This window comes from Streptomyces sp. NBC_00239 (assembly GCF_036194065.1).
GTDB lineage: Bacteria > Actinomycetota > Actinomycetes > Streptomycetales > Streptomycetaceae > Streptomyces.
In genome coordinates this window covers 3,032,468-3,053,643 of record NZ_CP108095.1, presented here as the reverse complement: position 1 = coordinate 3,053,643, position 21,176 = coordinate 3,032,468, and the positions used below count along the sequence as shown (strand labels likewise).

19 protein-coding genes and 2 tRNA genes are annotated in these 21,176 nt (G+C 72.0%); 15 read left to right on the top strand and 6 right to left on the bottom strand.

Annotated features, from left to right (window positions below; genetic code table 11):
- The first annotated feature begins 91 nt into the window (after positions 1-91).
- The 3 genes from OG764_RS13235 (at position 92) to OG764_RS13225 (ending at position 1,086) form a co-directional block, all read left to right on the top strand.
- Complete coding sequence (locus OG764_RS13235) at positions 92-460, top strand: WhiB family transcriptional regulator (RefSeq protein ID WP_328968622.1); 369 nt, start codon at positions 92-94, stop codon at positions 458-460.
- Positions 457-783 (top strand): hypothetical protein, encoded by a 327-nt coding sequence (locus OG764_RS13230; protein WP_328968621.1) that lies wholly within the window; start codon positions 457-459, stop codon positions 781-783. The genes OG764_RS13235 and OG764_RS13230 overlap by 4 nt, the downstream gene beginning before the upstream one ends.
- A 96-nt stretch (positions 784-879) precedes the next feature.
- On the top strand, positions 880-1,086 hold the full coding sequence (locus OG764_RS13225; RefSeq protein WP_328968620.1) for a hypothetical protein: 207 nt from the start codon (positions 880-882) through the stop codon (positions 1,084-1,086).
- Positions 1,087-1,128: 42 nt separating this feature from the next.
- Here the strand turns inward: OG764_RS13225 and OG764_RS13220 are convergent, their stop codons facing one another.
- Both OG764_RS13220 and OG764_RS13215 read right to left on the bottom strand, forming a co-directional pair.
- The gene (locus OG764_RS13220; protein ID WP_328968619.1) at positions 1,129-2,457 is read right to left on the bottom strand and encodes an ABC1 kinase family protein; all 1,329 of its coding nucleotides are present in this window, start codon (positions 2,455-2,457) and stop codon (positions 1,129-1,131) included.
- Between the two features lie 43 nt (positions 2,458-2,500).
- Complete coding sequence (locus OG764_RS13215) at positions 2,501-3,661, bottom strand: TOMM precursor leader peptide-binding protein (RefSeq protein WP_328968618.1); 1,161 nt, start codon at positions 3,659-3,661, stop codon at positions 2,501-2,503.
- A gap of 260 nt (positions 3,662-3,921) precedes the next feature.
- On the opposite strand from OG764_RS13215, the gene OG764_RS13210 reads away from it, so the two are divergent.
- The 4 genes from OG764_RS13210 to OG764_RS13195 all read left to right on the top strand — a co-directional run bounded on the left by OG764_RS13210 (position 3,922) and on the right by OG764_RS13195 (position 7,654).
- Entirely contained in the window at positions 3,922-4,461 is a 540-nt protein-coding gene (locus tag OG764_RS13210; protein WP_328968617.1) for a M48 metallopeptidase family protein, read from the top strand.
- 134 nt (positions 4,462-4,595) lie between these two features.
- Positions 4,596-6,215 carry a TerD family protein gene (locus OG764_RS13205; protein ID WP_328968616.1) on the top strand — a complete coding sequence of 540 codons (1,620 nt, stop codon included), beginning with the start codon at positions 4,596-4,598 and terminating at the stop codon, positions 6,213-6,215.
- 8 nt (positions 6,216-6,223) lie between these two features.
- On the top strand, positions 6,224-6,904 hold the full coding sequence (locus OG764_RS13200) for an AIM24 family protein (protein ID WP_328968615.1): 681 nt from the start codon (positions 6,224-6,226) through the stop codon (positions 6,902-6,904).
- Positions 6,905-6,922: 18 nt separating this feature from the next.
- On the top strand, positions 6,923-7,654 hold the full coding sequence (locus OG764_RS13195; RefSeq protein ID WP_328968614.1) for an AIM24 family protein: 732 nt from the start codon (positions 6,923-6,925) through the stop codon (positions 7,652-7,654).
- Positions 7,655-7,745: 91 nt separating this feature from the next.
- On the opposite strand, the gene OG764_RS13190 is transcribed toward OG764_RS13195, so the two are convergent.
- Both OG764_RS13190 and OG764_RS13185 read right to left on the bottom strand, forming a co-directional pair.
- Positions 7,746-8,270, bottom strand: a complete 525-nt coding sequence (locus OG764_RS13190) for an NUDIX hydrolase (protein ID WP_328968613.1) — start codon at positions 8,268-8,270, stop codon at positions 7,746-7,748.
- Positions 8,267-9,646: a zinc-dependent metalloprotease gene (locus tag OG764_RS13185; protein WP_328968612.1), complete on the bottom strand. Its 1,380-nt coding sequence runs from the start codon at positions 9,644-9,646 to the stop codon at positions 8,267-8,269. The genes OG764_RS13190 and OG764_RS13185 overlap by 4 nt, the downstream gene beginning before the upstream one ends.
- 192 nt (positions 9,647-9,838) lie before the next feature.
- On the opposite strand from OG764_RS13185, the gene OG764_RS13180 reads away from it, so the two are divergent.
- The 3 genes from OG764_RS13180 to OG764_RS13170 all read left to right on the top strand — a co-directional run bounded on the left by OG764_RS13180 (position 9,839) and on the right by OG764_RS13170 (position 12,970).
- Positions 9,839-10,984, top strand: coding sequence for an SDR family oxidoreductase (locus OG764_RS13180; RefSeq protein ID WP_443055916.1), 1,146 nt, complete (start codon positions 9,839-9,841; stop codon positions 10,982-10,984).
- Between the two features lie 127 nt (positions 10,985-11,111).
- Positions 11,112-11,576: a molybdenum cofactor biosynthesis protein MoaE gene (locus tag OG764_RS13175; RefSeq protein WP_328968611.1), complete on the top strand. Its 465-nt coding sequence runs from the start codon at positions 11,112-11,114 to the stop codon at positions 11,574-11,576.
- Positions 11,577-11,881: 305 nt separating this feature from the next.
- The gene (locus OG764_RS13170; protein ID WP_328968610.1) at positions 11,882-12,970 is read left to right on the top strand and encodes a YlbL family protein; all 1,089 of its coding nucleotides are present in this window, start codon (positions 11,882-11,884) and stop codon (positions 12,968-12,970) included.
- A 79-nt stretch (positions 12,971-13,049) separates the two neighbouring features.
- On the opposite strand, the gene OG764_RS13165 is transcribed toward OG764_RS13170, so the two are convergent.
- Positions 13,050-13,613 (bottom strand): PPA1309 family protein, encoded by a 564-nt coding sequence (locus OG764_RS13165; RefSeq protein ID WP_328968609.1) that lies wholly within the window; start codon positions 13,611-13,613, stop codon positions 13,050-13,052.
- Positions 13,614-13,752: 139 nt separating this feature from the next.
- Here OG764_RS13165 and OG764_RS13160 point away from each other — a divergent pair, with 139 nt between their 5' ends.
- The 4 genes from OG764_RS13160 (at position 13,753) to OG764_RS13145 (ending at position 18,962) form a co-directional block, all read left to right on the top strand.
- A complete protein-coding gene (locus tag OG764_RS13160) occupies positions 13,753-16,674 on the top strand; it encodes a UPF0182 family membrane protein (RefSeq protein ID WP_328972985.1) in 2,922 nt (973 codons plus the stop codon).
- A gap of 45 nt (positions 16,675-16,719) precedes the next feature.
- A tRNA-Met gene (locus tag OG764_RS13155) sits at positions 16,720-16,793 on the top strand.
- 202 nt (positions 16,794-16,995) lie between these two features.
- On the top strand, positions 16,996-18,804 hold the full coding sequence (locus OG764_RS13150; RefSeq protein ID WP_443055915.1) for a tetratricopeptide repeat protein: 1,809 nt from the start codon (positions 16,996-16,998) through the stop codon (positions 18,802-18,804).
- An 84-nt stretch (positions 18,805-18,888) separates the two neighbouring features.
- Positions 18,889-18,962: transfer RNA gene (locus OG764_RS13145), tRNA-Met, on the top strand.
- 186 nt (positions 18,963-19,148) lie between these two features.
- Here OG764_RS13145 and OG764_RS13140 read toward each other — a convergent pair.
- Entirely contained in the window at positions 19,149-19,565 is a 417-nt protein-coding gene (locus OG764_RS13140; protein WP_328968607.1) for a Fur family transcriptional regulator, read from the bottom strand.
- 130 nt (positions 19,566-19,695) lie between these two features.
- Between OG764_RS13140 and OG764_RS13135 the strand changes: the two genes are divergently transcribed.
- Complete coding sequence (locus OG764_RS13135; RefSeq protein ID WP_328968606.1) at positions 19,696-21,174, top strand: catalase; 1,479 nt, start codon at positions 19,696-19,698, stop codon at positions 21,172-21,174.
- Positions 21,175-21,176 lie beyond the last annotated feature (2 nt).

Below are 21,176 nucleotides of genomic sequence, written 5' to 3'. Positions count from 1 at the left end.
CGAAGGGGCCTCGGGACTGGCAAGACCAGGTACCAGCCGACACCGGCCACAACGCCGGAACGCTAACGACCAAGACGAGGAAGAAAACACCGTGCAACTCGAAGCGCACGCCCCGTCCGTACCGCAGACCCAGACGATCTCCCCGCCCGCAGTCCCGGAGGACTCCACCTTGACCCCGCTCACTTCGCTCACCGCGCTCGACGACGCCATCGAGAACCTCGGCGTCCCCGTCCCCTGCCGCTCGTACGACCCGGAGGTCTTCTTCGCGGAGTCCCCGGCCGACGTCGAGTACGCCAAGTCCCTCTGCCGCACCTGCCCGCTCGTCGAGGCCTGCCTCGCCGGAGCGCAGGAGCGCCGCGAGCCCTGGGGCGTCTGGGGTGGCGAGCTCTTCGTCCAGGGTGTGGTCGTCGCCCGCAAGCGGCCCCGCGGCCGCCCGCGCAAGAACCCGGTCGCGGCATGAACACCGCGGGAACGATCGACCGCCCCCTCACGCACGACCCCCTGAAGCAGGCCCCGATGACCCCCCTCACCAGCGAGCAGCCGTCCGGCTCCGCCACCGCAGACCTCACCACCGCCGGCGCGATCACCGCGCGACAGAACAGGACCCGCGAAATGCAACTCATCCCAGAAGCCATGGCCCGTGCCCATATGCACGACCGCATGCGTGAGGTGGAGTCGGAACGTCAGGCCATGCGCCTGATCGCCGCCCGCCGCATGCAGCGGCGCGCCGAGCGCGTCTCGCTGCGCGCCCGCCGCGCGCTCGCCATGGCCGTCATGAACTGACGTGCCACCACACCCCGAGGGGACCGGTCCGAACGGACCGGTCCCCTCGGTGCGTTGCGGGGCTCCGCCAACCCCGCGTGGCGGTACCGTCTGGAGGTGGACCAGCCGAACCCCCATCCCGCGCCACCGGGACCCGACGCCGGGACCGTCGTGTGCGCACGCTGCGGCAAGATCGCCCCCGCAGGAGCCCCACCCACCTGGACCTGTTCCGTGGAGAACGGCGCCAGACAGTACTTCTGCCACGACTGCGCCCGAGCAAACATCCGGGCCATCGAAGGCAGGCTTGACTCCTCCTGGTGGTAACCCGCCCCGATCCCGCCCGATCCCGTCCGGATCCCGCCGGGGTCAGTCCTCCGCGAGGAACCCCGGGAGCCACGAATCCAGTTCGTCGCGCAGCCGGACCGTCGCGCCCAGCTGGCACAGGACGCCGATGGTGCTGAGCGTGACGCGGTGGATGAGGAGGTACGACGGCGGCAGGTTGAGCTGCTTGCCCAACTGGTGGGCGGGGGAGCGGGGGTCGGCCAGCCGGGCGGCCTGGCCGCGCAGCCACTCCCTGCTGAAGGTGAACTCCTCCAGCAGGGCCGGCTCGATGATGGGCTTCAGGTAGTCCAGCAACGCCTCCGGGTCGAGAGCGACCGACTCCTTCACGAACCCTTCCTCGCACAGGTGCCGGTACACCGCCTCCGCGTCGCCCTCCACGGTCCGTCGCAGCGAGACCCCGATGGTCGGCGGCAGTCCGCCCGGCAGCCGGTCCACCGTCCCGAAGTCCAGGACGCCCAGCCGCGGCCGGCCGTCCTCCCCGGTCAGCAGGCGGAAGTTGCCCGGATGCGGATCGGCGTGCAGCAGCCCCGTACGGGCCGGTCCGGAGAACAGGAACCGGGCCAGCAGCTGCCCGGCGCCGTCGCGCTGCTCCGGCGTGCCGCCCGATATCACCTCGGACAGCGGGATCCCGGCCATCCACTCCGTCACCAGCACCTGCGCGCTCTGGTGCACCACCCGTGGCACCACCACGTCCGGGTCGTCGGCGAACACCTCGGCGTGCGCCTCCTGTGACGCCGCCTCCAGCGCGTAGTCGAGTTCCTCCGCCACCCGGTCCCGCAGCTCGGTGATCAGCGGCTTGATCTCCATGCCCGGTATGAGCGGCCCCAGCAGTCCGGCGAACCGGCCGAGCTGCTTGAGGTCCGACAGCAGCGCCTCCCCGGCCCCGGGGTACTGCACCTTGACGGCGACCTCCCGCCCGTCGTGCCACACCGCGCGGTGCACCTGCCCGATCGAGGCGGCCGCCGCCGGCTTGTCCTCGAACTCGACGAACAGCTCCCGCCACTGCGGCCCGAGCCGCTCTGCCAGCACCGCGTGCACCGTCGCCGCCGGCAGCGGCGGGGCGGCCTCCTGCAGCCGGGTCAGCGCAGCCCGGTACGGGCCGGCGACGTCCTCCGGCAGCGCGGACTCGAACACCGACAGGGCCTGGCCGAGTTTCATTGCACCGCCCTTCAGCTCGCCCAGCACGCGGAACAACTGCTCGGCGGTGCGCTGCTGGAGCTCGCGCGCCACGATCTCGGCCGACTTGCCGCCGATCCGCTTGCCCAGCCCCCAGGTGGCACGGCCCGCGAACCCCAGCGGCAGGGCGGCGAGCTTGGCGGTACGGGTGACCGCTTTCCGGGGAAGATCAGACATGCGTGCCCCTCCAGTTCCCAGACAGCCGTACCGCGGAAGGCGGTTACCCGGCCATTGTGTCCTGTGCCTCCAGCGGCTCCGCGGCGCGCTCCCCCTCAGTGCCCGCCGCCGCCCCGCACGGGCACTCGGGATGGGGCGGCACCGGCTCCCGGCGCCACTCCAGCGAGGGCAGCGTGGCCTCCCAGCGGGCACCGGCCGACCCCGGCAACTCCCCGTCCAGGAAGGCCAGCGCATGCGCGGCTGCCAGCCCCGCCACCGCCGCGGCCAGGGCCAGATCGCAGGCCGGCGCGCCCCGGCGGTGCACGGCCCGCCACTGCGTCAGCATCCGCGGCCAGGCCCGGTCCCGGTCCACGCGCTCCCGCTCCATGCACCCCGCGCATCCCGTGCCCCCGGGCAGCACCAGCGGCCCCACCAGGCCGGTGGCCTCCAGTACCCCCGCGTACAGGTGCGGGATGCCGGTGGTGATCCAGTCCTCCGCACCCGCCGGGTCCGGCGCGTACGCGGCGAGCCCGTCCCGCGGTGCGACCACCACCAGCGAGAGCCCCGGCTCCACGGCGGGCGGTCCGGCGCCACCGCGCCCGGCGCCCGGCCCGGGGGCGCGCGGCGGCGGTCCCGGCGCGGACGCCGTCACCAGATCGTGGGCCGCCGCGGTCCGGCGCCGGCCCACGGCATCGGCCGGCAGCCCGCCCGGGGTCACGTCCGACACCTCGGCCAGCCCGCCGTCCAGCACCTCCACCCGGCCCACTCCCGCCCCGGCCAGCACCGACGCGACGGCCGCGCCGACCCGGCCGCCGCCGCGCACCTGCACCCGCAGGGCCCGCCGCGCCGCCAGCGCGCGCATCGCGCCGCCCGGCTCCCGGCGCAGCAGCGACAGGGAGCCGAGATCGGGCGCGAGCCGCTCGACCGTCCCGGTCCGGGCCCGCATCTCCTGCGCGGCCGGGCCGCCCACCGTGCTGTCGTCGATCAGCCCCGCCGCGGCCAGCCGGCCCACCAGCCGGTCCGCCTGGCCGTCGCGCAGCCCCATGGCCCGCGCCTCCTCCCGCAGCAGCGGCATCCCGCGCGTCCCGTCGATCAGCCCGAGGAAGCTCCCCGTCGCCGTGTCGACCGGCCCGAGCACCACGGCCTGAGCGGGAGTCACCCCGAACTGCACGGTGTGCAGATCGCGCCAGGCACGCGCCAGCGCCGGCTTCACCTTCGGATACATCCCCGCCCCGTTCCCGGCCGCGCCCGCGCGCAGCCCCTCGTGCCCGGCGCACCCGGTGCGCGCCGGTCGTGTACGCCGTTTCTTGCGCACACGGGCACCATGCCCGGATCCGGAAAGCCGTGCCGAAAGTTGTCCACAGGCAGGGGGTATGAGTGTGATGAGCCGATGAATGCCGCGCCCGGGGTACCGATCGTGATCGTTCACGTGTCAACCACCGGAGGGGCGGGACTTCCGCCGCGGCCACCGGGTACCGTCGTGGCGTGTCCGCCGATCCACTGCCCAGCGCCGTCGAAGTCCGCCGGAGCGCGCGCCGCCGCAGGACCGTCTCCGCCTACCGGGAAGGCGATCGCACGGTCGTCCTCATCCCTGCCCGGATGTCCGAGGCGGAGGAGCAGCGCTGGGTGGGCGTCATGCTCGACAAGCTCGCGGCCCAGGAGAGCAGGCGGGTCCTCGGCGACACCGCCCTGACCGAGCGGGCCGCACACCTGTCCGGACAGTATTTCGGCGGCCGTGCGCGCCCCGCCTCCGTGCGCTGGGTGACCAACCAGAACACCCGCTGGGGCTCGTGCACCCCCGCCGAGGGCAGCATCCGGCTCTCCCACCGCCTCCAGGGCATGCCCGAGTACGTGGTCGACTACGTCCTCCTGCACGAGCTCGCCCACCTGCTGGTCCCCGGCCACGGCGCGGACTTCTGGCGGCTGCTGGAGGCGTACCCCCGTACCGAACGGGCCCGCGGTTACCTGGAGGGCGTGGTCGCCGCCGACCGCCTGCCCCGCGTGCCGCCCGCCCGCGACGAATGACCCCCGAGGCCGGGCGTTCGTCCGGTGACCGTCCGTGAAATGTTCCGGCTCGGTACCGGCTTGGCTGGAAGTCGGCGATTGCCGTTAGCCTGACGGGACGCATTCACGTTCGGGATGGGGGACGGTCGGAACGCATGGCCAGGGAATTCCAACGCGGCCACAAGGCCAAGATCAGTGACCTGACAGCCGGGACGGATCTGTACGTAGGCGTCCAGATCTCCGGTCCCGGGATGACGTTCGACATCAGCTGCTTCGGCCTCGATGTCAACGAGCAGCTGTCGGACGACCGGTACTTCATCTTCTTCAACCAGCCCGCCTCGCCCGAGGAGTCCATCCGTCAGCTGGGCGCGCAGTCCGGCGACACGGAGTCCTTCCGGGTGACGCTGGACCGCGTCCCGGCCGGCATCCACAAGCTCGCGTTCACCGCGACGATCGACGGCGCCGGACAGATGTCCCAGGTCGGCCCCGGCTACATCCGGATCGTCGCCGGCGGCGAAGAGGTCGTCAGGTACGCCTTCACAGGTGCGGAGTTCAGCACCGAGCGGGCCGTGATGCTCGGCGACTTCTACCTCAAGGACGTCTGGCGCTTCGCCGCCGTCGGCCAGGGCTTCGACGGCGGACTCGACGCGCTGCTCAGGAACTTCGGCGGCGAGGTCGCCGAGGAGCAGCCCGCGGCCGCGGCGCCCGGCAGGCCGGAGGCGGCACCCGCCTTCGCCCCGCCCCCCTTCGCCGCACCGCCGGCCGCGCCTGCGGCACCGGCGCCCGCCCCGGGCTTCGGCGCGCCGTCCCCGCAGACGACGGCCTTCGGCGCACCCCCGGCCCAGGTCCCGGCCCCCGCCCCGATCCCGGCGCAGGCCCCGGTGCCGACCGCGGCCCCGATCGCGGCCCACGCGCCCGCCCCGCAGGCGCCCCCGGCCCCGGCCGCCGCCGTGCCGCCGCCGTTCGGCACCGTGCCCCAGGCACCCGCCGCCCCGCAGCCGCCGCCCTTCGGCGCCGTGCCCGCACCCTTCGCCCCCGGGCCGCCCGGAGCACCCACCGCGCCCGGCACCCCGCCGTTCGGCGCGGTCCAGGCCCTCGCCCCGGTCCCGCCGGAGGCAGGCCTGCGCGTGGTCCTGCGCAAGTACGCCGAGGTCGCCGCCGGCGAGCGGTGGACCGAGCAGAACCCCCAGCAGGTCCGCGTCACCCTGACGAAGAACCAGGCCATCCTGGCCCGGCAGGGCAGCATGGTCGCCTACCAGGGCGACATCGACTTCGCCCACAAGGGCTCCGGCCTGCTCGGCAAGCTCACCGGCCAGCTCACCGGCCAGGGCATGTCCCTCATGCGCTGCTCCGGCGACGGCGAGGTCTTCCTCGCCGACGAGGCCAGCCGGCTCTTCGTGATCCGCCTCGAAGGCCAGGACCAGCTCTACACCAGCGCCCCCGGCGTCCTCGCCTTCGACGAGTCGCTCGCCACCGAAGTACGCCGGATCGAGGGCGCCGGCCTGCCCGGCGGCGGCCTCTTCTCCATGCTCTTCTCCGGCACCGGCTCGGTGGTCGTCAAGACCCGCGGCACCCCCGTGGTGCTGCCCGTCGGCCCCGCCACCTACGTCGACGGCAACGCCGTGATCGCCTGGTCGGCCGGCGCCCAGGCCGTCACCACCACCGCCCTGCGCCTGCGCCGCTCCGGCTACGCGAGCCGCACCGGAGAAGCCGTGAACCTCCAGTTCCGCGGCGCCCCCGGCAACTTCGTCGTCGTACAGCCCTTCGAGGTGTGAGGCAGGCCATGGACTCGCAGACACTCAGCGCGCACCGCGTCGCCGCCACCCCGGGCGCCCGGATGGCCGTGCACAACTCCAAGACCCTCAAGGTCACGATGGTCTCCGGCCACGACCTCATCGCCAAGGCCGGCTCGATGATCGCCTACGACGGCTACGTGCAGTTCGACGGCGCCCCCGCGAGCCTGCGGCGCACCGCCGAGGAGATGGTCACCGGCGAAGGCGGCAAGCTCATGCTCTGCCGCGGCGACGGCGACCTCTACCTCGCCGACTACGGCGCCGACGTGGTGGTCCTCCACCTCGCCGACGAGGCCCTGTCCGTCAACGGCGCCACCCTGCTGGCCTGCGACGCGACCCTCCAGCTCGCCATCGAGCCGGTCAAGGGCCTCGCCAGGATCTCCGGCTCCGGACTCACCAACCTGGTGATCCGAGGCACCGGCTGGGTCGCCCTCGTCAGCCGCGGCATCCCCACCGTCCTCGACTGCGCCGAGCGCGAGACGTACGTCGACCCCGACGCGCTCATCGGCTGGACCACCGGCCTGGAGCTCAAGCCGCGCCGCACCATGAAGGCCGGCGCGCTCATCGGCCGCGGCAGCGGCGAGGCCCTCCAGATCGGCTTCAAGGGCCAGGGCTTCGTCGTGGTCCAGCCGAGCGAGGACACCGGCGACCGTTTCAAGATCCGGGGCTGAGAGGAGCACCGAGCCACCATGCACAGCACACTCTTCGCGCACGTCCCGGTCCCGTCCACCGGCCGCTACACCCTGCAGAACCCGCAGCTGCTCAAGGCCGACATCACGCAGGGCAGCGGAGCCGTCCTCGCCCGCCAGGGCGCGATGGTCGCCTTCGAGGGACAGGTCGACTTCCAGAGCCAGTACCGCAACAACAGCTGGCGCAACGTCCAGCGGATGGCCAACGAGAGCCTCGAACTCATGAAGTGCAAGGGCAACGGGCAGGTCTACCTGGCCAACTTCGCCCAGCACATCCACGTCATGGAGGTCGGACGCGGCATCACCGTCGACAGCAAGTCGGTGCTCGCCTTCGACAGCACCCTCGGCGTGGGCATCGTCGCCGTCGACAGCGCCGTGGAGATCGCCTCGGCGGGCGCCTACAACCTGGAACTCACCGGCGCCGGCCAGGTCGCCCTGCTCACCTCCGGAGAACCGCTGGTCCTGGAGGTCGGCCCCGGCCGCAACATCTGCGCCGACGCAGACGCGGTGATCGCCTGGTCCACCTCGCTGCGCACCCAGCTTCAGGCCCCGACCTCGTCCTCCGGCGTGTGGCGGCGCCGCGGCGCGACCGGCGAGGGCTGGGAGATGCAGTTCCAGGGCGAGGGGCACGTGCTCATCCAGCCCAGCGAGCTCCTCCCGCCGACGCACCTGCGCGGCGGCCCGCTCGGCTTCGGCATGCGCGGGAACTCCCTCGGCGGCAGCCGCGCCTGACCCGGCAGACCGGCGGACGTACGGCCGCCGCACGGACACGAGAGGGCGGCTCCGCACCCGGCGGGGCCGCCCTCGATGTCATCCGTGCGGGTCAGAGCCGCGCGAGCGTGGCCTCCAGGAGCCGCACCACCGAGGTGTCGGCGACCTCCGCCACCTCGTCGTACCGGAACCAGCGCAGGTCCAGCGACTCGTCGCTGATCTCCGCGACCGCCTCGGCCGGCGCCAGCGCCGCGTACTGCACGTCCAGGTGCCAGTTGCAGGGCGCCGGGATCGGATGCCGGTCCAGCCGCACCGGGCCGCCCGGCAGCAGCGCCAGCCCGCTCGCGATCCCCGACTCCTCCCGGGCCTCCCGCAGCGCCACGTCCGCGAGGGTCTCGTCGCCCGCCTCGCAGTGCCCGCCCATCTGCAGCCACATGCCCAGCTTCTTGTGCAGCGTCAGCAGCACCCGCCCGCCCACCGGGTCGATCACGAGCGCACTGCCGGTGACGTGCCCCGCCGTGCAGGGCTTGTACACCCCGTCCGGATGGGCCGCCAGGTGCGCCAGGTACACGTCGCGCAGCTCGTCCTGGCCCTCGTACGCCTTCAGTACGAGGACCGTGTCGCCATGCAGGGTCACTTCTTGTCTTCGCCGTCCTCGTCGCGCTTCTCGGCGGCCTCGCCGAGCATCTTGTCCAGCTCCGAGAAGTCCAGGTGCTCCCGGTGCACGAAGCCGTCCGGGTCGTCCAGGTCGGACGCCGTCGGCAGCATGTCAGGGTGCTCCCACAGCCCGTCCCGGCCGTCCACGCCGCGCGCGTCGGTGAGCGACGCCCACAGCCGGGCGGCGTCCCGCAGCCGGCGCGGCCGCAGCTCCAGCCCGATCAGCGTGGCGAAGGTCTGCTCCGCCGGGCCGCCCGACGCGCGCCGCCTGCGCAGCGTCTCGCGCAGCGCGTCCGCCGAGGTCAGGCGCGGCTTGGCGGCCTCGTGGACGACCGCGTCCACCCAGCCCTCGACCAGCGCGAGCGCCGTCTCCAGCCGTGCCAGCGCCGCCTTCTGCTCCGGGGTGTCCTGCGGCTGGAACATGCCGCCCTGCAGGGCTTCCTGCAACTGCTCCGGATTCGACGGGTCGAGCTGCCCGACGACGTCCTCCAGCTTCGAGGTGTCGACCTTGATGCCCCGGGCATAGCCCTCGACCGCGCCGAAGAGGTGCGCGCGCAGCCACGGCACGTGCGCGAAGAGCCGCTGGTGGGCGGCCTCGCGCAGGGCCAGGTACAGCCGCACCTCGTCCGAGGGCACGCCGAGGTCCTTGCCGAAGGCCTCGATGTTCAGCGGCAGCAGCGCCGCCTTCCCGGCCGGACCCAGCGGCAGCCCGACGTCGGTCGAGCCGACGACCTCGCCCGCCAGCGTGCCGACGGCCTGGCCGATCTGCTGGCCGAACATGGCGCCGCCCATGGAGCGCATCATGCCGAGCAGCGGGCCCGCCATGGCCTGCATCTCCTCCGGCAGCACGCTTCCCATGGCCGTGCCGACCCGCTCGGCGACCGGGTCGACGAGCTCCTTCCACACCGGCAGGGTCGCCTCGACCCACTCGGCGCGGCTCCACGCCACGGCGGTGGTGGCGCCCGACGGCAGCGAGGTCGCCCCGTCCAGCCACAGGTCCGCCAGCCGCACGGCCTCCTCGACCGCCGACCGCTCGGCGACGCCGACACTGGCGTCCTTCACCTCGTCCGCGGTGCCCTGCGCGACGGTCTGGCGGGCGATGTCCTTGGCCATGTCCCAGTTGACGGGACCGCCCTCGTAGCTCAGCATCTGGCCGAGCTGCTGGAAGGCGGCGCCCAGGTCGTTCGGGTTCATCGAGCCGAACATCGCGGCGAAGGGATTGTCCGCGCCGCCCGGCAGACCACCGAACCCGAACGGATTCGCGGGGCTGCCGCCCTGATCGCCCTTCTTCTTGCCCTCGTCGCCGTTCTCCGGCTCCTCCGGCGGAAGGCCGAATCCGAATGGGGTGTCACTCACGGGTTTCCTCGGCTCGTAGGGCCGCCTGGCGGGGCGCCGGCGGCGATGGTCCGACAACACAACCAGCCTAGACACCGCAGCGGGATCCGGGCTCGGTGCTCCGCCGGTCGTCGGGCTGCGGCAGGATGGACATCACCTGGTAGGTACGCGTCAGGACGCGCACCTACTGAAGACAACCGCTGGAGACGCCCGGTGAGTTCCCCTGATCCTCAGGTTCGAGCAGTGCACGACCCCGAAATTCGCCCTGGGCAGAGCGAAGACGTTCGCCCGCGGCGAAACGGCGGCGTGCGCGGCCCCGTGATCGCCGTGACCGGTGCCGCCTCGGGCGTCGGAGCCGCTCTGGTCCAGCGCCTGGCCGAATCCGACGAGGTCAAGCAGGTCGTCGCCATCGACGAGCGGCGCGGCGACTGCGCGGCCGCCCAGTGGCACATCCTCGACGTCCGCGACCCGGCGATCGCCGAGAAGCTGCGCGGCGCCGACGTCGTCGTGCACCTGGCGCTCGACCTCGACCTGGAGACCGACCCGGCGGCCCGTACGGCGTACAACGTGCGCGGCACCCAGACCGTGCTGACCGCCGCCGCGGCGGCCGGCGTGCACCGGGTCGTGCTCTGCACCTCCGCGATGGTCTACGGCGCGCTCCCCGACAACGACATCCCGCTCTCCGAGGACGCCGAGCTGCGCGCCACCGCCGAGGCCACCGGCGTCGGCGACCTGCTGGAGATCGAGCGGCTGGGCCGCCGCGCCCCGCGCGCCCACCCCGGGCTGAACGTCACGGTGGTGCGGCCCGCCGTGCTGGTCGGCGGCACCGACACCGCGCTGACCCGGTACTTCGAGTCCCCGCGCCTGCTGGTGGTCGCCGGATCCCGCCCCACCTGGCAGTTCTGCCACGTGGAGGACCTGGTCAGCGCCCTGGAGTACGCGGCCCTGGAGAAGGTCGAGGGCGAACTCGCGGTCGGCTGCGAGGGCTGGCTGGAGCAGGAGGAGGTGGAGGAGCTCAGCTCCATCCGCCGCATGGAGCTGCCGTCCGCGGTCGCGCTGGGCGCCGCCGCCCGGCTGCACCGGATCGGCCTGACCCCGTCGCCCGCCGGGGACCTCGCGTACACGATGCACCCCTGGGTGGTGAGCGTCAGCCGGCTGCACGCGGCGGGCTGGCGGCCCCGCTGGACCAACGAGGAAGTGCTCGCCGAACTGCTCCAGGAAGTGGCCGGACGGCACACCGTCGCGGGCCGCAGGCTGGGCCGCAAGGACGCCACGGCGGCCGGCGCCGCGGGCGCCACGGTCGCGCTGCTGGGCGCGGCGGCGGTGGTCCGCGCGGCCCGCAGGCGGCGCGGCATCTGAGCCGGCGGGGCCGCCGCCGGCCCCGGCGGGGCCTGCGGGTCCTGTAGAAGACTCCATATCCGCACCCGCCACCCCCGGTCGAATCGGCTATTACGCGATGTCAGAGCGGTAGGGCACGATGGACGGCATGGAAGCACCCAGCCACGACCACCCCGGCGAGCAGGCGGCATCGGACCCGATCCGGCTCCTGGACATCCGGGAGACCCCGCTCTCGCTCGACGAGGTCTACCGGGCCGTCGGCGACGACGCCGCGGGCGGCACCACGCTGTTCGTGGGGACCGTACGCAACCACGACGGGGGCGCCGACGTCGACGCGCTCGGCTACTCCTGTCACCCGTCCGCCGGGGCGGAGATGCGCCGGGTGGCGGAGCGGGTCGTCGCGAAGTACCCGGTCCGCGCCCTGGCCGCCGTCCACCGGGTGGGCGATCTGGCCGTGGGCGACATCGCGGTGATCGTCGCCGTCTCCTGCCCGCACCGCGGCGAGGCCTTCGAGGCCTCCCGGATGCTGATCGACGACCTCAAGCACGAGGTTCCGATCTGGAAGCACCAGCGGTTCTCGGACGGCACCGAGGAGTGGGTCGGCGCCTGCTGACGCGGCCCCGCCGACCGGGGTGCGCCCCCCGATTTGCGTAACCCCGCTCCGGGCACCAGCGTTAGCAGCAACATCCACATGCTGCGGTCGTTCTCGGGGTACGGAGGCACGGAATGGCGTCACTCGCGTGGTTGCTGATTCCGCTTTTCGCTGCCGTCGGAGTGGCGATATGGGCGAGTTGGGCAGCCCGTGATCGCACCTCCGGCGACATATCAGAACTCGCCGGCTACGCGAGATTCCGCGAGGCGATGGACAGGGAACACACCGGTTCTGACGCCGTCTGACGCGTCCCGTACTGTCGTTCCATGCCACGCCGCACTGCGACGATGCTCGCTTCCGTGTTCATGCTCTTCGCGTTCCTCATCTGTGGGGTCATGATCAAGGTCCCGTACTCCGAGATGAGTCCGGGACCCACGGTGAACACCCTCGGCGAGTCCGGTGGCGAGGCGGTCCTCCAGATCTCCGGGCGCAAGACGTACCCGACCAGCGGCCATCTCAACATGACGACCGTGCGGGTGACCGGCGCCGACTACAGCATGAACCTCCTCGAAGCCGTCGTCGGCTGGCTCGGCCACGACAACGTGGTGGTCCCGCACGAGAACCTCTACCCGGACGGCAAGACCGACGAGGAATCGACGCAGGAGAACGCCGAGGAGTTCAGCCAGTCCCAGGAGAGCGCCAAGGTCGCCGCCCTGAAGGAGCTGGGCATCCCGGTGTCGGCCCGGGTCGTGGTCGGCACGGTCGTCAAGGGCAGCCCCGCCGAGGGCCGGCTGCACGCCGGCGACGTCATCCGAGCCGTGGACGGCAGCCGCGTCGAGGACCCCGCCGACGTGGCCCGGCTCGTCACGAAGCACAAGGCCGGCGAGAAGGTCGAGTTCACGATCGTCCCCGCCAAGGAGGCCGCCGCGGCCGAGGCGGCCCACCGCGAGCCCACCGGCACCGAGAAGATCTCGATCACCACGAAGCCCGCCGAGGACGACGGCCACGCGATCGTCGGCATCCGGGCCAGCACCGACCACACCTTCCCGTTCACCGTCGACATCAAGCTCGCCGACGTGGGCGGCCCCAGCGCCGGCCTGATGTTCGCGCTCGGCATCGTCGACAAGCTCACCCCCGAGGACCTCACCGGCGGGAAGTTCGTCGCGGGCACGGGCACCATCGACGACGCGGGCAAGGTCGGCCCGATCGGCGGCATCCAGCTGAAGACGATCGGCGCGCGGAACGCCGGCGCCCGCTACTTCCTGACGCCCGCCGACAACTGCGCCGCGGCCGCCAAGGACGTCCCGGACGGCCTGACGCTCGTCAAGGTGGACACCATCGCGGACGCCAGGAAGTCCCTGGAGAAGATCTCGAAGGGGGCCACGGCCGGCCTGCCGCAGTGCAGCGCCGGCTAGCCGTGCCCCCGCCGGCGGCCTGAGGCCCGCCCGGGCCTCAGGCCCCGAAGGCCATCAGGCCCCGAGGGCCTGCGGTGCCTCAGGCCTCGAAGGTCGCCGCCAGCGCGTCGGCCAGGCCCGGCACCAGGTCCGCCCCGGTCAGCACCTCGCTCGCCGAGTCCTTCGCGCGCAGCCGCACCGCGGACTCGCGGCCGCCCTTGCGCAGCACGCCCACGGTCAGGCGCACCTCCTGGCGCTCCGGGTGCCCGGCCACCCACGCGGCCAGCTCCTTCTCGCTCATGTCCTCGGGGACGTTCGCCTCGGCGGACGGCGGCAGCATCAGCCGCTCCACCGTCAGCGCGCAGCCGATGACCGCCTCGGGCCACTGGAGGGTGCCGAGGAAGCGGTCGAGCGGGGTGCCGGCCGGCACCTCGTCCTGGAGGACAGCCGTGTAGGAGGGGGCCGGGGGGCCGTCCGTGGGGGCGCCGGCGAGCTTCGCCCGCAGTTTGGGCTCCTGGGCCTGCAGCCGCGCCGTGTCGACGAGGGCGAAGAGCTTGGCCGGCTGGTCCCAGCCCGCGCCCGCCACGTATTCGTCGATTTCGAGTACGGCACGGGTGAGCGGGCTCGCCGCCATGGGCGTACCGGAGGAAGAAAGGTTGGACATGGGCAACATCCTGCCTCCTTCCGGCGCGATAACGGGAACTGACTAAAGCCTCAGTAAGTTGCAGGAGTGGGCTCTACGATCGGGGGCCCGCTCAATAGAAGACACAGCGACTTTCGAGGTGCGCACCTTGGCTTTCCAGATGCCGGACCGCGGCGGAGGCCCCTCCGGGCCACGGATCAGAGTCGGCCGCCCGTCCCGGCGTGCCCGGACCCTGCTGATGACCTTGGGCGTCCTGGCCGTGCTGGCCATGGCGTTCATCATGTTCGCGGGCTTCTGGACCGACTGGCTTTGGTACCGCTCCGTCCACTACTCGTCCGTTTTCACCACCACCCTGTGGACCAAGATCGGGCTCTTCTCGGTGTTCGGCCTGCTCATGGCCGGAGCCGTCGGGTTCAACATCTGGCTGGCCCACCGGCTGCGGCCGCCGCTCAGCGCCATGTCGATGGAGCAGCAGAGCCTCGACCGCTACCGCATGGGCATCGCGCCGTTCAAGAAGTGGCTGCTCATGGGCATCGCCGCGCTCGTCGGCCTGATCGCGGGCGCCTCCGCGGCCGGCCAGTGGCGGACCTGGCTGATGTACGTGAACGGGGTGTCGTTCGACAAGAAGGACCCCCAGTTCGGGCTGGACGTGTCGTTCTACGCGTTCGACCTGCCCTGGTACCGCTTCCTTCTCGGCTTCGGCTTCGCCGCCGTCGTGCTCTCCCTGATCGCCGCGGCCGTCGTGCACTACCTGTACGGCGGCCTCCGCGTGACCAGCCCGGGCGCCCGCGCCACCCAGGCGGCCACCGGCCACCTGTCGGTGCTGCTCGGCATCTTCGTCGCCCTGAAGGCCGTCGCGTACTGGCTCGACCGGTACGGGCTGGCCGTGAAGTCCAGCGACTTCAAGGCGGCGGACAACTGGACGGGCCTGCGGTACGTCGACGCGAACGCCTACCTGCCGGCCAAGACCATCCTGTTCTGCATCGCCGCGATCTGCGCCGTGCTGTTCTTCGCGACGCTGTGGCGCCGCACCTGGCAGCTGCCGGTCATCGGCTTCGGCCTGATGGTGCTCTCCGCGATCCTCATCGGCGGGCTGTACCCGGCGATCGTGCAGAAGTTCCAGGTCCAGCCGAACGAGCAGGCCAAGGAAGCGGCGTACGTCGAGAAGAACATCAAGGCGACGCGCGACGCGTACGGGATCGGCGACTCGGAGGTCAAGGAGTACCCGGGCGTCAGCACCACCAAGGACAACACGGTGCTGCGCAAGGACGCCGACACCACGGCGAGCATCCGCCTCCTCGACCCGAACATCGTCTCCCCGACCTTCCAGCAGCTCCAGCAGATCAAGGGCTACTACGGCTTCCCGTCCACGCTGGCCGTGGACCGGTACAAGGGCCAGGACACGGTGATCGGCCTGCGCGAGCTGAACCTCGCGGGCATCCCGAAGAACAACTGGATCAACGACCACTTCAAGTACACCCACGGGTACGGCGTGGTCGCCGCCAAGGGCACCGAGGCCGACCGTGAGGGCCGCCCGGTGTTCACCCAGTCCGACCTGCCCTCGAAGGGCGAGTTCGGCACCGACTTCGAGCAGCGCATCTACTACGGCGAGATGACGAAGCAGTACTCGATCGTCGGCGGCCCGCAGAAGGAGCTCGACTACTCGGACGACAGCGGCGAGAAGGAGACGAGCTACCAGGGCAAGAGCGGGGTCAGCCTCGACAACCCGATCAACCGCGCCGCGTACGCGCTCGCCTTCAGCGAGCCGCAGATCCTGTACTCCGGGGCCATCGGCGAGGGCTCGCGCATCCTGTACAACCGCACGCCGAAGGAGCGCGTCGAGTCCGTCGCCCCCTGGCTGACCATCGACGGCGCGGCCTACCCGGCCGTGATCGACGGCCGGGTCCAGTGGATCGTCGACGCGTACACGACGACGAACGGCTACCCGTACGCCTCGCGCACCACGCTCGGGGACACCACGGCCGACTCGCTGACCAACCAGCAGCGCGCGGTGGTCGCGCAGGAGAACCAGGTCAACTACATCCGCAACTCGGTCAAGGCCACCGTCGACGCGTACGACGGCACCGTGCGGCTGTACCAGTGGGACACCCAGGACCCGGTCCTCAAGACCTGGATGAAGGCGTTCCCCGACACGGTCAAGGCGAAGAGCGAGATCCCCAAGGCGCTCATGGAGCACATGCGCTACCCGCAGGACCTGTTCAAGGTCCAGCGCGAGCTGCTCACCCGCTACCACGTCACCGACCCGCAGACCTTCCTCAGCGGTTCGGAGGTCTGGGCCGTCCCGAACGACCCGACCACCAAGGCCGAGAACGCGGTGCCGCCGTACTACCTGTCGATGAAGATGCCGGGCCAGCCCGAGCCGGACCAGGTCTTCTCGCTGACGACGACGTTCACACCGAACGGCCGCGACAACCTGAGCGCCTTCATGGCGGTCAACGCGGACCCGGCGACGTCCGACTACGGCAAGATCAGAATCCTGAAACTGCCGACCAGCCGCACGGTCGACGGCCCCAAGCAGGTGCAGAGCCAGTTCAACTCCGAGCAGAAGATCGCCGAGTCGATCAGGCTGCTCAGGGGCGGCGACTCCGAAGTCGAGTACGGCAACCTGCTCACGGTGCCGCTCCACGGCGGGATGCTCTACGTCGAGCCGGTCTACGTGCGCGGCGGCGGGCTCAAGTACCCGCTGCTGCGCAAGGTCCTGGTGACGTACGGCGGCCAGACCGCCTTCGAGGACACCCTGGAGAAGGCGCTCAACGTGGTCTTCGGGGTCGAGGCGCCGACCACGCCGCCGGGCGACGGCACCACCAAGCCGCCCACGACCACCCCGGGCAACCCGACGGTCAAGCAGGCGCTCGCCGATGCGGCGAAGGCCCTGGAAGCGGCCGACACGGCGATGAAGGCCGGCGACTGGGCCGCGTACGGCAAGGCGCAGGACGACCTGGAGGCCGCCCTCAAGCGGGCCCAGGACGCCGAGGCGAAGGCCGTAGCGCCCGCGCCGGGCGCCACCACACCGACGAAGCCCAAGCCCACGGGCTCGGCGGAGCCACCGGCCGAGAGTTAACGATGAAAAGGTTCGGCCCGCGTCGTGATACTGTGGTTTCACCGACGCGGGGTGGAGCAGCTCGGTAGCTCGCTGGGCTCATAACCCAGAGGTCGCAGGTTCAAATCCTGTCCCCGCTACTCCGAACGAAGGCCCGGATCCATTGGATCCGGGCCTTCGTCATATGCCGGTTCGTTGATCTGTCACCCGGTAGGGGTCAGTTGGGGCAGTAGCGTGTTTGACTTGTCACCCTGTGGGCATGTCGACAAAACGCTGTAGAGACCTCTCCGGCTGTGACATACCAGGTGTACGCGGGTTGCAGGTGATGCGACGATGGGATTTATGGGGGACAGGTCAACTCTGCTGGAGACAGGGCGGTTTGTGCGGGCGGAATCCGACGAGAACAAGACCACGGGTACCGAGGCGCTCCTGGCCGAGGCTGTTGACACCGCGCTGACCGAAGCGGTGGCCGACGCCGAGCTGGAGGCGCGGCACCGCGCTGCCGCCGACGCCGGCGACACGGCTTCCATGAGCGTGCTCGGCGCCTCCCTGCTGCGCCGCGGCGACCTCGACGGCGCGGAGCCCTACCTCCGCGGAGCCACCGCCGTCGGCGACCGGGCCGCCGCCAACAACCTGGGCGTCCTGCTGCACCAGCGCGGCTGCACCGAGGAAGCGGCCGACTGGTGGCGGATCGCCGCCGTCGCCGGCTCCGCGGCCGCCGCCCACGCGCTGGGCCGCTTCTACCGCGAGCGCGGCGACGAGCCCGCCGCCGAGTACTGGCTGCGCCAGGCCGCGGAATCCGGCCACGCGCTGGGCGCGTACGCCCTCGCCGACCTGCTGGAACACCGCGGGGACGCGGGCGCCGAGCGCTGGCTGCGCACCGCCGCCGAGCAGGGCCACCGGGAGGCCGCGTACCGGCTCGCCCGGCTGTTGCGGCGCGACCGCAAGAGCGAGTCCGAGCAGTGGTACCGGCAGGCCGCCGCCCGCGGGCACCGGCGTGCCGCCCTGCATCTGGGCACGCTCCTGGAGGCCCGCGGCGAACTGAAGGACGCCGGCCGCTGGTACCTGACCTCGGCCAAGCAGGGCGAGGCGCGGGCCGCCTGCGCCCTCGGCTTCCTGCTGCGCGACGCGGGCGACGAGGAGGGCGCGGCGACCTGGTGGCTGCGCGCCGCCGAGGACGGCGACGGGAACGCGGCCAACGCGCTCGGCGCCCTGCACGCGGCCCGCGGCGAGACCCAGACCGCGGAGAAGTGGTACCGCACGGCGATGGACGCCGGCGACGACAACGGGGCGTACAACCTCGGGCTGCTGTGCGCCGCCCAGGAGCGGATGCCCCAGGCCGAGCAGTGGTACCGGCGCGCGGCCTACGCGGGCCACCGCGAGGCGGCCAACGCGCTCGCCATCCTGCTGCTCCAGGTCGGCGACGCGGCCGGCGCCGAGCCCTGGTTCTCCAAGGCGGCGGAGGCGGGCAGCGTCGACGCCGCCTTCAACCTGGGCATCCTCTTCGCCGGCCGGGACGAGGACCGTACGGCCCTGAAGTGGTACGAGCGGGCGGCCTCGGCCGGTCACACCGATGCGGCGCTCCAGGTCGGCATCGCGCTGGTGCGCGACGGCGAGGACCGGGCGGCCGAGCGGCACCTTCGGTGCGCCGCGGGCGGCGGCAGCGCGGAGGCGGCCTTCCGGCTGGCCGCGCTGCTGGAGTCGCTCGCGCCGCCCGCAGAGCCGCCGGCCCTCGGCGAGCCGGCCGCGGAGAAGACCGAGAGCGAGGAGTGGTACGAGCGGGCGGCCGAGCAGGGTCACCGGCGGGCCCAGGTGCGCGTCGGCATGCTCGCGGCCGGCCGCGGCGAGCTGGGGGCGGCGGCCCGCTGGTACCGCGAGGCCGCCGAGGCGGGCAGCCGCAACGGGGCCTTCAACCTCGGCCTGCTGCTGGCCCGCGAGGGCAGTGAGCCGGAGGCGGCGCTGTGGTGGACTCGCGCGGCGGTGGCCGGCCACGGCCGGGCCGCCCTGCGCCTGGGCCTGCTGGCCGCCCGGCACGGCGACCTCAACGAGGCGCGCAAGTGGTGCGCGCGGGCCGTGGAGCTGGGTCCCGCGGAGGTCGCGCAGCGGGCGGCACGGCTGCGCGAGGCGCTGGAGGAGGAGCTCACCGCGTAGCCCGCGGGCGGCGAGCTCGCCTCCCGGCCCCGGCCAATGGATTTGCACCTGCTCGGGGGCATCGCGTAACGTGAGGTTTACCGACGCGGGGTGGAGCAGCTCGGTAGCTCGCTGGGCTCATAACCCAGAGGTCGCAGGTTCAAATCCTGTCCCCGCTACTGAAGAAGAAGGCCCGGATCCAGGGAACTGGATCCGGGCCTTCTTTCGTTCTCCGGCAAAGAGAACAACGGGAACGAAGCCCGCGAATCGTGTGAGGCTCATGAAGCCCGCGAAGCGGAAAAAGGGGACGGCCCCCTGGTCCGCCAGGAGGCCGTGCGCCGGGTGGGCCCGGCGGGGGCCGGGGGTCAGGCTGCCGCGCAGTGCGGGCAGATCCCGCGGTAGGTGACCTCGACGTTCGACACGACGAAGCCGAAGCGCTCCGAGTCGGGCAGGTCGGACAGCGGGTTGCCCTCGGGGTGCACGTCGCGGATCGCGCCGCACTGGGCGCAGACCAGGTGCTGGTGGGGCCGGTGGGCGTTCGGGTCGTAGCGCTTGGCGCGGCGGTCGGTCGAGACCTCCAGCACCTCGCCGAGGGAGACCAGTTCGCCCAGGGTGTTGTAGACGGTCGCCCGGGAGATCTCGGGCAGTTTCGACACGGCGAGCGCGTGGACCTCGTCGGCCGTCAGGTGCACGTGGTCACCGTCGAGCACCTCGGCCACGACGCGCCGCTGTGCGGTCATGCGCCATCCGCGTCCGCGAAGTCGTTCCAGCAGGTCACTCATACACGCCAGCCTAACAGCGAGGGGGACCTTGTGTAGATCCCGAACCGGTGCGGACTTGGATCCTTATTTGACTTAGACATTGTCTATCGTAGGATCGAATCCAGTAACGCCGAGGACAGGACACGCAGGAATGACGCAGGAGGCGCACGTGACGCAGGGACCGCTCACCACGGAGGCCGGTGCACCGGTCGCCGACAACCAGAACAGCGAGACCGCGGGCGTCGGCGGTCCGGTCCTCGTCCAGGACCAGCTGCTCCTGGAGAAGCTGGCCCACTTCAACCGCGAGCGCATCCCGGAGCGCGTCGTGCACGCCCGCGGCGCCGGCGCCTACGGCACCTTCACGGTGACCGCCGACGTCACGCGGTACACCCGGGCCGCCTTCCTCTCCGAGGTCGGCAAGCAGACGGAAACGTTCCTGCGCTTCTCGACCGTCGCGGGCAACCTCGGTGCGGCCGACGCGGTGCGCGACCCCCGCGGCTGGGCGCTGAAGTTCTACACCGAAGAGGGCAACTACGACCTCGTCGGCAACAACACCCCGGTGTTCTTCATCAAGGACGCCATCAAGTTCCCGGACTTCATCCACACCCAGAAGCGCGACCCGTACACCGGCTCGCAGGAGGCGGACAACGTCTGGGACTTCTGGGGTCTGTCGCCCGAGTCCACCCACCAGGTGACCTGGCTGTTCGGCGACCGCGGCATCCCGGCGTCCTACCGTCACATGAACGGCTACGGCTCGCACACGTTCCAGTGGAACAACGAGGCCGGCGAGGTCTTCTGGGTCAAGTACCACTTCAAGACCGACCAGGGCATCAAGAACCTCACCCAGGCCGAGGCCAACCGCCTCGCCGGCGAGGACCCCGACTCGCACCAGCGCGACCTGCGCGAGTCCATCGAGCGCGGCGACTTCCCGACCTGGACCGTGCAGGTCCAGATCATGCCCGCCGCCGACGCCGCCGGGTACCGCTTCAACCCGTTCGACCTCACCAAGGTGTGGCCGCACGAGGACTACCCGCCGATCGAGATAGGCAAGCTGGAGCTCAACCGCAACCCGGAGAACGTGTTCGCCGAGGTCGAGCAGTCGATCTTCAGCCCCGCGCACTTCGTGCCGGGCATCGGCCCCTCCCCGGACAAGATGCTCCAGGGCCGGCTCTTCGCGTACGGCGACGCCCACCGCTACCGCGTCGGCATCAACGCCGACCACCTGCCGGTGAACCGCCCGCACGCCACCGAGGCGCGCACCAACTCCCGCGACGGCTCCCTCTACGACGGCCGCCACAAGGGTGCGAAGAACTACGAGCCGAACAGCTTCGGCGGCCCGGTCCAGACGGACCGCCCGCTGTGGCAGTCCGCCCCGGTCACCGGCGCCACCGGCAACCACGCGGCCGCCGTCCACGCCGAGGACAGCGACTTCACGCAGGCGGGCGACCTCTACCGCCTGATGTCCGAGGACGAGAAGGGCCGCCTGGTCGAGAACCTGGCCGGCTTCATCGCCAAGGTCTCCCGCGACGACATCGCCGAGCGGGCCATCGGCAACTTCCGTCAGGCGGACGGCGACTTCGGCAAGCGACTGGAAGCCGCCGTCCAGGCCCTGCGCCCCCTTCGCGGCTGAAC